7 protein-coding genes are annotated in these 9,699 nt (G+C 53.9%); 2 read left to right on the forward strand and 5 right to left on the reverse strand.

Features of this window, described 5'->3' with window-relative positions:
• Window positions 1–44: 44 nt before the first annotated feature.
• The 5 genes from WIH05_RS01960 to WIH05_RS01980 form a co-directional block, all read right to left on the reverse strand.
• Window positions 45–476, reverse strand: coding sequence for a hypothetical protein (locus WIH05_RS01960; RefSeq protein WP_022274521.1), 432 nt, complete (start codon window positions 474–476; stop codon window positions 45–47).
• Between the two features lie 52 nt (window positions 477–528).
• Window positions 529–1,671 carry a YibE/F family protein gene (locus tag WIH05_RS01965; protein WP_337424901.1) on the reverse strand — a complete coding sequence of 381 codons (1,143 nt, stop codon included), beginning with the start codon at window positions 1,669–1,671 and terminating at the stop codon, window positions 529–531.
• A 16-nt stretch (window positions 1,672–1,687) separates the two neighbouring features.
• On the reverse strand, window positions 1,688–3,253 hold the full coding sequence (locus tag WIH05_RS01970) for a metallophosphoesterase family protein (RefSeq protein WP_022274519.1): 1,566 nt from the start codon (window positions 3,251–3,253) through the stop codon (window positions 1,688–1,690).
• Window positions 3,254–3,404: 151 nt separating this feature from the next.
• Entirely contained in the window at window positions 3,405–7,121 is a 3,717-nt protein-coding gene (locus WIH05_RS01975) for a DEAD/DEAH box helicase (RefSeq protein ID WP_022274518.1), read from the reverse strand.
• Between the two features lie 15 nt (window positions 7,122–7,136).
• The gene (locus tag WIH05_RS01980) at window positions 7,137–8,363 is read right to left on the reverse strand and encodes a Zn-dependent hydrolase (protein ID WP_337424902.1); all 1,227 of its coding nucleotides are present in this window, start codon (window positions 8,361–8,363) and stop codon (window positions 7,137–7,139) included.
• Between the two features lie 205 nt (window positions 8,364–8,568).
• Between WIH05_RS01980 and WIH05_RS01985 the strand changes: the two genes are divergently transcribed.
• Both WIH05_RS01985 and WIH05_RS01990 read left to right on the forward strand, forming a co-directional pair.
• The gene (locus WIH05_RS01985; RefSeq protein WP_022274516.1) at window positions 8,569–8,910 is read left to right on the forward strand and encodes a hypothetical protein; all 342 of its coding nucleotides are present in this window, start codon (window positions 8,569–8,571) and stop codon (window positions 8,908–8,910) included.
• 12 nt (window positions 8,911–8,922) lie between these two features.
• The gene (locus WIH05_RS01990) at window positions 8,923–9,546 is read left to right on the forward strand and encodes a class I SAM-dependent methyltransferase (protein ID WP_337424903.1); all 624 of its coding nucleotides are present in this window, start codon (window positions 8,923–8,925) and stop codon (window positions 9,544–9,546) included.
• Window positions 9,547–9,699: the final 153 nt, after the last annotated feature.

Consider the following 9,699-nt stretch of genomic DNA (forward strand, 5'->3'; position numbering starts at 1 on the left):
AACGGGACGCCATATGGCGCAGCCCGCTTCCAGCGCCCGTATTTTTACAGATAGGCCTTCATTTCATCCCTGAGGGCTTCCTCTGTCCGGATCAGACGGTCCGCCAGGTCCATGCTTTCCCTGGAGGCTCCCGCATACTGGTTCCGGAAGCCGCAGATGGACTGGATCCCCATGTTGCAGCCGTCCATGAGGATCTTTGCCGCCTGCCGGTTATCGTCCTTCATGAGCATTTTCATCCCGGTGGACATACGGGAAAACGCCGCCGCCATCATCTCTGGCTCCTTCCCGCCCTCTCCCAGGCTTTTTAACTGCTTATATGCCTCTTCCTCCATGGCCTGGTGCTTTTTCTCATACCCATCTATGGTATTTTTCAGTTTCTGGTCCGACACGTAGCCCTTGATCTGGGCCATGCTGTCCAGAGCCATCTTGCAGCCGGAATCACATTCTTTTAAAAGGCACACCGTATGATCTCTCATGTTCCATCTCCTCCTTCATTCATAAACAGCTCCATACTCAGTATGCGCCGTCTCAAGAAAGAATATGCCGCTCGTGTTTTTTCTTTCGTTTTTTCAAAAGAAGAGCATTGATATAAGCGGCAACAGGCACTGTAAAGATCACTCCCAAAGTGGCCGATATGCCCTGGATGATCTCAATGCCGATGGAATACATATTGATGGTCTGGTTTAAGCTGTAACCGTAAGCATAAATAAATATCAGCGTGTTGATAGAGGTTCCTGTAAATGCCAGGATCAGCGTATTGAACATGGTCCCCATCATATCGCGCCCCACATGGATCCCGGACCGGAACAGCTCCTTAAAGCCCAGCTCCGGTGCCCGGGCGGCCACCTCATGGACAGCGGAGCTGACCGACATGGCCACATCCATGATGGCTCCCAGGGCCGAGATCAGGATCCCTGCGTACAAAAGCTCCCCCACCTTGATGTCGGTCATCTGGGCCACATATTCCAGCTGCTCGATGTCCGACACGTTATATCCACTGATTCCTGCCAGCCGTCCAAAAGCCGCCGCCAGCGATCCCGAAAGCATGACCCCCAGGATCGTAGCCAGAATGGCCGCTGCGGTCTTTGTGGACCTGCCGCCGATGAGATACATGGTCACAACTGTGGTCAGGGCCGCCACCAGCATGGAGGCTCCGATGGGCGAAGCTCCCCGGTAGATCATGGGGATGAACATGAAAATGATGCACAGGAAGGTAAAGATCAGGCCGATGGCTGAATTTAATCCCTGTCTGCCTCCGATGGCCCAGACGGAGATCAGGAATAAGGCTACGATCCCGTAAAGTACCAGGCTCCGGTCCTGGCTGTATACAGTGACATACAGCTCCTCTCCGCTTTCGTTGACGGCCGCAATGACCCTCATGCCAGGCTTGCAATGGGCTCCGTACAGGTAACTGGAGGAGCTGACGGCCTCCACCGTTTCCCCCTTTCTGCTTCCGGAGTCCAGGACCAGCAGGACCTTCTGCTGCCCCACATACTGGCCGCTTTCCTGCTCATTATCCTCTAAGACCTCCAGGACTCTGGCCTTTTCAAAGGACCGTCCCTGGGTTCCGTAAAGCTCCGTCCGCTCGGTCTTTCCAAGAAGGAAAAGAATAAATCCGAACACAGCCACGAAAGCCAGGGCCGCAAGCTGCCGTTTCCTCACACTTCCCATACATTCCTCTCCCCGGTTATTTTGTCTTCACGATGCGGACCTGCTCATCGATCTTTTCGTTGGTATCGGTCCGGTAGGTGTTGATGGTAAAGGACTCGCTGTCAATGTCCACCACTGAATAGGTGGGCACGTCCTCCTGCCATCTGCTTGCAATGTACGTCTGCTTTCTGGGAGTAAGATCATAATATTTACTGCCTGAGGAGGAGCCGGCCGTCATATAGAGAATCCCTTCCGGGTCCACAGACTCCCTCTTCTTTGATACGATGGCATCAGTGTCCATCACTGCCGCCAGGTACTGGAGATACGTGATCTCATCTGGATCCACCGTATTCTTTTTAATGTTTAAAGGCGCTGTAAACAGAATCTCCTTGCTGTCTCCATTGTCGATATCCTTTTCCAGCTGTGCCTCAAAGGAATCGTCGTCGTACTCAAAGCTCTTTTTTCCGCCCTCCAGAAGATACGTTCTGGAATATGCATGGTCATGGCCTGTGAGTACCACGTCCACATCGTTCTCCTCAAAAATGGGGACCAGCTCGTAGCGGAGGTTTGTGATCTCCGGTTCATTGGAATGCTCGGCAGAACCATAAATGTCCTGGTGAAGGGTCACGATCCTCCATTTACAGTCTGCATTGGCCTTTATGGTCTCCTCCATGAACTGTCTGTGCTCTGCCACATTGGTATCCTGGGTATTTAACATCATGAACAGGGCGTCTCCATAACGGAAACTGTAATCTCCGCCCACAATGCCGTTGGAGCCCAGGGTACTCAGGTTGGGAACATTGAAATGCCAGGTGTAGTTGGCATTGTCCGCGTCATGGTTGCCCACGGTCGTGGCCACCGGAAGGGACTTTAATACCTCCGGGCTTAAATATCCGGCGTACTCGATCTCGCTGACGGTCCCGTCCTTCACCTTTTTGGCATTGGTCTGGATCTGATCTCCGGCGGAAAGTACAAAGGCAGGATCGCTGCCGGCCTTTTCCACTGCCAGCTCCAGGGTATGGTTCCAGTTGAAACTGTCGCTCATGACCGATTCATACTGGGCCGTCTTAAAAGTATCCTTTAAAATGTCCTCTGGTTTTTTGGCCTTTTCCTCATTGGAGGAGCCGATCTGCGGGTCTCCCACAAAAATGAAGCTGAAGGAATCCGGATTCCTTGTCTCCAGCCTGCTGATCGCTTTTCCGCCTGCCTGGTAGTAATAGACAGAGCCCGGCTCCAGCCCCGTAAGCGTCACCTTGTTGGACTGATAGCCCTCCTGGGCGTCTGTGCTCTTTACCTCTGCATCCGTTCCATCGGACAGGTCTGCCTGCTTTCCATACCGGAAGCCGGCATCCTCCCCCTTTCTGGAATACCAGGCGAAATTCATCTGAGTCTCGTCTGCGCCGGGGGTGATGGAAACCTGGGTCCAGTCGCCGCTTAACTCCTTCCACCGTTCCTTCCACGCATCGTAAGCGCCTCCCTGGGCTGCCTCTGTGTCCTGCGCCAGGGTTTTTCCATCCGGAGCCGCACCGCCAAAGGCCGGGAAGGTCTGACAGGCCAGGACTGCCGCCAGGGCTGCCGCCATAATACTCTTTTTTCTGATCATCGATTCATCCTCCTCATAGCATGATAATACAAAAACTCTTTTTTCCGGCCCCAATATAGCATCGGAAAAAAGAGTTTTCAATAGGACTTACGAATCTTTAAGCGGAGTATTTCCAAAGTTTTACATAGATTTTAGGGAGGTTTTCCCCGGTTTACGTCTGGATCTCCAGAAGCCTCAGCATATCTTCCCTGGTCATGGGAGCCGCCTGCTCCGTTCCCTGTCCGATGATCCGGTCTGCCAGCTCCCGTTTTGTCTCCTGAAGCTCCAGGACCTTTTCCTCAATGGAATCCTTGGTGATCAGCTTGTAAACCGTCACATTTTTCTGCTGACCGATCCGGTGGGCACGGTCTGTGGCCTGGTTCTGGGCCGCCAGGTTCCACCAGGGATCGTAATGGACCACCATATCCGCTCCTGTCAGATTTAATCCCACTCCCCCGGCCTTTAAGGAGATCAGGAATACTGGGACCGCTCCCCCATTGAAGGCATTTACCAGCTGAAGCCGCTTCTCCTTGGACGTAGCTCCAGTGATCATAAAGTGCTCCACATGTTCTCCATCCAGTCTGGCGCTTAAAATATCCAGCATAGAGGTAAACTGCGAGAACACCAGAAGACGGTGTCCTCCATCCACAGCGCTCTGGACCAGCTCCATGCACGCGTCCGTTTTGGCTGTCTCGTCTCCATAATCCTCAAAGCACAGGGCAGGGTCGCAGCAGATCTGGCGGAGCCTGGTCAGCTCTGTCAGGACCTGGAACCGGCTGTTATTAAATTCCTCCTCACTCTGATGGTCCAGGAGGGATCTCAGATGGATGGCCTGGCCGTCGTACAGCTTCCTCTGCTTTCCTGTCATCTGTACATACCGGACCTCCTCCGTCTTTTCCGGCAGGTCCCGGAGCACATCCTGCTTCAGCCGCCGCAGGATAAAGGGCCCCACCATTCTCTGGAGCCGCTCCATGGCCTCCTGGTCATTGTTTTTCACCACCGGGATCTCAAATTCCCGCCGGAAGGTATCGTAGCCATACAAAAAGCCCGGCATCAGATAATCAAAAATGCTCCAAAGCTCGCTGAGCCGGTTCTCAATGGGCGTTCCCGTAAGGGCAAACCGGAAACGGCTTTTGATCACCTTCACCGCCTTCGCCGCCGCAGTGGTATGATTCTTGATGTACTGGGCCTCATCCAGGACCTGATACAGAAACTCCCGTCCCTCGTAAAGGGCCGCATCCCGTTTCAAAAGATCATAGGAGGTGATGAGCACGTCCGAGTGAACGGATTCCTCCAGCCTTTTCTGACGCTCTGCCTGGGTGCCTGCCGCCAGCGTCACCTTTAATTCCGGGGCAAATTTTTTAAATTCCTCTCCCCAGTTGAATACCAGGGATGCCGGGGTGACGATCAGGGACGTGCCTGTCTTTCCCTCCAGCTTTGCAGCCAGAAGGACCGCGATCATCTGGAGCGTTTTTCCCAGTCCCATATCGTCGGCCAGGATCCCGCCAAAGTTCCAGCTTTCCAATGTCCTCAGCCACCGGTACCCGTTTTTCTGATACTGGCGCATGGTGGCGGAAAGACTTTCCGGCTCTTCAAAATCCGCGTCCTTTATGGTCTTAAAGCTCTTTACGATCTGCTTGAAATGACTGTCCCTTTTACTGTAAACGTCCTCGTGCTCCTCCAAAAGCCGGTCCAGATACAGCGCCCGGTAAACCGGCAGATGCATATTTCCCCGGATCATTTCCTTCGGCGTAAGCCTTAGTGCCGCCGCCATTTCCTCCAGCATTCCGACAGAGGATTCCTCCATGCGGACAAAGGTCCCGTTTTTCAGGCGGTGATATTTCTTTTTCTGCCGGTAGCTGTGCAGAAGATCCACCAGCTCCTCCGGCGGAATGTCTCCCGTGTCGATCTTCAGATCCAGCATTCCGCTGGAAACCGATACGCCCACAGCGGTCTGCACCCGCCGGACCACATGACAGCCGCGGAACCGGTCCGTACACAGCACTTCCCCCAGGGAAGCAAGTGCAGCGACTCCGTTCTCCACCACCTGGTACATGACCTCCTCGTCTCCACCGCAGGAAAACTCCTCCTTCTGCGGAACCTCCACAGGAAACCGTCGCTTCACCTCCAGGGCGATCCCCGCCTCCTCTGCCAGAGCGCGGAAGGGTTCCATAAGATCCTGTCCGTTTTCTATGCACCGGACCGCCTCCACGGGAGAATATTCCTGATTCCCGTACCGGACCACCGGTCGGCAGACAAAATCTCCCCCCTCCGCATCCAGATAAAACTGGTATTCTCCCCGGGGCGGCAGAAAGGAGCGGATCAGCTCCCCGTCCTTCTCTGCCACCTGGGCGATCTCCCTGAACCTGGGCAGGATCATATGGTAAAATTCAGCCAGCCTGTTCCTTCCCACAAAAAAACGGAAGCTTCCGTCCATAGAAACGTCAGCCAGACGCTCCAGACCGTCTGAAAGCTCCCCGCTCTGCCGGTACAGCCCGTCCGCCTCAATAAAATATGCTGTGTCCATACCGTAAAAGAGCTCCGGCATGGTCCCGCTGACCTGGACCCCGTCGAATTTTTCCGCCGGACCAGGTTTTCCGCCAGCGTACCTGGGTTCTATTTCCACCTGGATCCTGGGACTTCCCGTTCTGGCATACAGCACCTGCTTCTTCTTTCCATGATCCCTGTCCTCCGCTTCCACGCCAGACGGACCCATAAGCTCATAGAACTGGTCCAGCCGCCAGCCAAACAGCTCCAGGAGCATTCCCACAGAGGGTCTGTTTCCGGAAAACCGCCAGGAATCCTCCATCCGGTCCGCAAAGCGCACCTCCTCCTGAACGATCCTGTTCACAAACTCCAGCCATGGGAGAGAACCTTCGGTAAAATTTTCCCTTTTATGGCTGAGGACTGTTGACGAGCCATAAACGGCCTCCTCGCCATTTTTCACATGCTCACAGAATTCTTCCAGATTTTTGACCACAAACATCCGTCCGGCCCCTGTTTTAAAGGACACATACAGCTTTTTATCCTTCTGGATCAGCCTGGGCTCCAGGCGCATGGGATCCGCCGGCCCTTTTGTCTGCTTCATGAGCTTTCCCCACAGGGTACTCTCAATAATGTACTGTCCGGCGGCATCTGTCATATCTCCAATGTTATGGTCCTTCAAATACTCTTCCAGCAGCAGAGCGAGCCCTGCGGTATATTTGCACCGGCAGTCCCCTGAATATTGGCGGTAGCTGCGCGCACACTCCGGACAGCCGCATTCGGCCCGCAGGGCCTCATCGCTGGAAAAGACCAGACGGACCGGAAAGTAAGATTTCCTCCCCCTCTCCGTTTCCCCAATGGCGGATGCCTGGCCGAGGACCTGGCCTCCGCTCCTCTCAAAGCCCTTGCCCACCTGCTCCATCCGGAGCCGTCCACCGGAAATGGCCTTTCTTCCTCCTGTCTCTGCCTCTGTGGAAAGCTTCAGGGACTTACGGATCTGATCTCCATGAAAGTATCGGTAGCCCTGGAGCATTCTGATCGCTTTCTTTTCGTCCTCGACGCTGCCCCGGTCTGTCTCCGCTCCATCCAGATGGGAGTATGCCGTGGCTTCCTCCTGCTCCGCCCTGCTTTTCTTTTCCTCTTCTGCCTTTTCCTGCTCCGCCGCATACAGCACCGCCGCCATATGGGCGCACTTTCCCCGTCCTCTTCCCACAGCGCAGCTGCATTCTGTCCGCACCGGGATCCCGTGGTCCATGGATATTTTCACCTCATACCGCTCCCGGCCCAGGACCGCCGCGCTGTATTCATTTTCGTTCACAGACAGCTCCCGGATCCGGCCATTCACCAGAAGCTCCCGGCCCTTTTTCCTGGTATTCTGTGGGAATAATTCCTCCCATTTTTCCATATCTCTCATCCTCGTCTATTTTATCGCTGCAGCTGCTGCGCCCATCTGCTCCAGTCCCTTTTCATCCAGCTCCAGCACAGTCTCATACAGCACGTCCGCCCCCAGATCCACATGATGAGGCGCTGTGTATTCTTCTCCCTGGTGGCTGATCCCCTTCACGCTGGGAACAAAGATCATGCCAATGGGCACGCCTGCCTGGGCCATGGGGTTCGCGTCATGGAACGCCCCGCTGGGCATGATCACATGGCGGATATTCTTTTTCTCACAGACCTGGTCAATGAGCCGGATCAGCCGCGGATCACAGGGAGTCGAATATTTCGCTGCGGAATTGCTGAACTCAAAGATACAATCCGGGATCTCCTCCGCCATTCTTTTTATGTCCGCGAACAGCTGATCCGTCATGGTCTTATCCATATGGCGCATTTCAAAGGTGGCCTCCGCCTGGCCCGGTATCACATTCTCCTGGCCTGGAAGAACAGAGATCTTCCCCACGGTAAAGACAAGTGTATCATTCAGTTCCCTGGCCCGCTTTTCCGCCCCGACGATCAGCTTCGCCATGCCTGTCAGGGCGTCTTTCCGGCTGTCCATCATAGTGGTTCCCGCGTGATTGCTCATGCCCCTGGCCGTCACATCGTATCGGACAACGCTGACGATCCCGCTGACGACTCCGATATCCGTACCCGAAGCATCCAGCCTGCCGCCCTGTTCAATATGATACTCCAGATAGCATTTATAATCTTCCAGATCCCGTCGGACGCTTCGGACAATCTCTGGACTTAATCCAAATTTCTCCAGCTTTTCCTTATAGCCCGGCACGTCCGGATCGATCTTTCCGGTCACACAGCGGCTTCCAAAGGTCCCCCCGAGAACACTGGATTCTTCCATATTGAACCCCCAGATTTCCAGGGAATGACGGAGCCTGCGCCCCTCCTCCCTTAACCGCGCGGCTGCCTCTATTGCCCCGGCCACACCCAGCATCCCGTCGTATAGTCCTCCCCTGATGACTGTATCAAGATGGGAACCAATTACAATGGAACCTGCCTGGGGATCGCTTCCCGGCAGAACGCCGTGGAGATTCCCCACCGGGTCCGTTTCCACGTCCATTCCAAGTTCCTCCATCTTCCCTTTAAAAAACTCCAGGGCCTGGAAGTATTCCCTGGAGAATCCCACCCGGGTAATGGAGCCATCTCCATTCCTCCCAATACTGCCCGCCTGGTGAAGCAATTCGTTCAATCTGCTCATGTTCCCTTTTCCTCCATGGTTGCCATAATCTGTTTCCAATATATCCTCGCCCAGTCTGTTTGTCAATGACAATCCGTCTACCTGACACTGGCTATCCCTCCTTCAGGCCCTAAAATCATCCATTCTTCTATGTTTCCATGGCGTATTTCCGCTTCCGTATGCTATACTGGAACTGTGAATCAGTAAAGAAAGGCAGATTACATTTATGAACATTCAGATTTTTGGGACGAAAAAAGATTTTGAAACGAAAAAGGCAGAACGCTATTTTAAAGAACGCGGGATCCGGTACCAGTTCATCGACATGAAGGAAAAGGGGTTGAGCAAGGGCGAATTTCTATCTGTTCTCCAGGCCGTCGGCGGATATGAAAAGCTGATCGACCCAAAATGCAAAGACAGAGACCTCCTGGCTCTGATCACCTATCTTGCCGAAGAGGACCGGACAGACAAAATATTTGAAAACCAGCGGATCATAAAAACACCCATTGTACGCAATCAGAGACAGGCGACGGTTGGATGCCAGCCGGAAGTATGGAAGACCTGGAAATAATGGAGGTACACCATGAAGAACAACCAGACCGGTGAGCTGCCGGAAGTCCGGTGGGACCGTCTCCTTCGCATTAAGACTGCTGGAAGAGATGATTCCAGCGCCGATCAGTACCGGTATCCCTATGAGCCCACGCCCTATTCCGTTCTGGAACGCCTGGCTGGATCCGGCTGGATCCGGAAGGGGAATATTCTGCTGGACTATGGCTGCGGCAAGGGACGGGTCGGGCTTTTTCTGTCCTGCCAGACCCGCTGCCGCTCCATTGGCGTCGAATATGATCCGCGCATTTATGAAAAAGCTCTGGAGAACCAAAGTTCCTGTGTATCCTCTGGAAGATCCTCCTTTGTCCTGGCCAATGCCGAACATTATGCCGTTCCCTCCTCCGTCGACCGGGTTTACTTTTTCAACCCATTTTCTCTGGAGCTTCTCCAAAAGGTCATGGCCCGGATCCTAAACTCATATTATGAGCATCCGCGGTCTATACTGCTGTTTTTTTATTATCCTTCAGACAGCTATCTCTCATATCTGACCTCTGTTCCAGAGATGGCGTTTTTCGACGAAATTCCATGCGGTGACCTGTTTCCAGGAAATGATCCCCGGGAGACCATCATGATCTTTGAGCTTCCGTATCCGATGTAGGATACGGACTCAATGTGTGTTTGTGCTTAGACACTCCCGTGGGGACCTTGCATGATCCAGATATTTATCAAGCAATTCTGAGATGAAAAAAAGCACGAGACGGGAGGGTCTGCCCCAGCGCAGCCCACAACAGTGGGCGCAGCAAGGGCATTC

Source organism: Alitiscatomonas sp., from assembly GCF_037242085.1.
In the GTDB taxonomy this organism is placed as follows: Bacteria; Bacillota; Clostridia; order Lachnospirales; family Lachnospiraceae; genus Alitiscatomonas; species Alitiscatomonas aceti.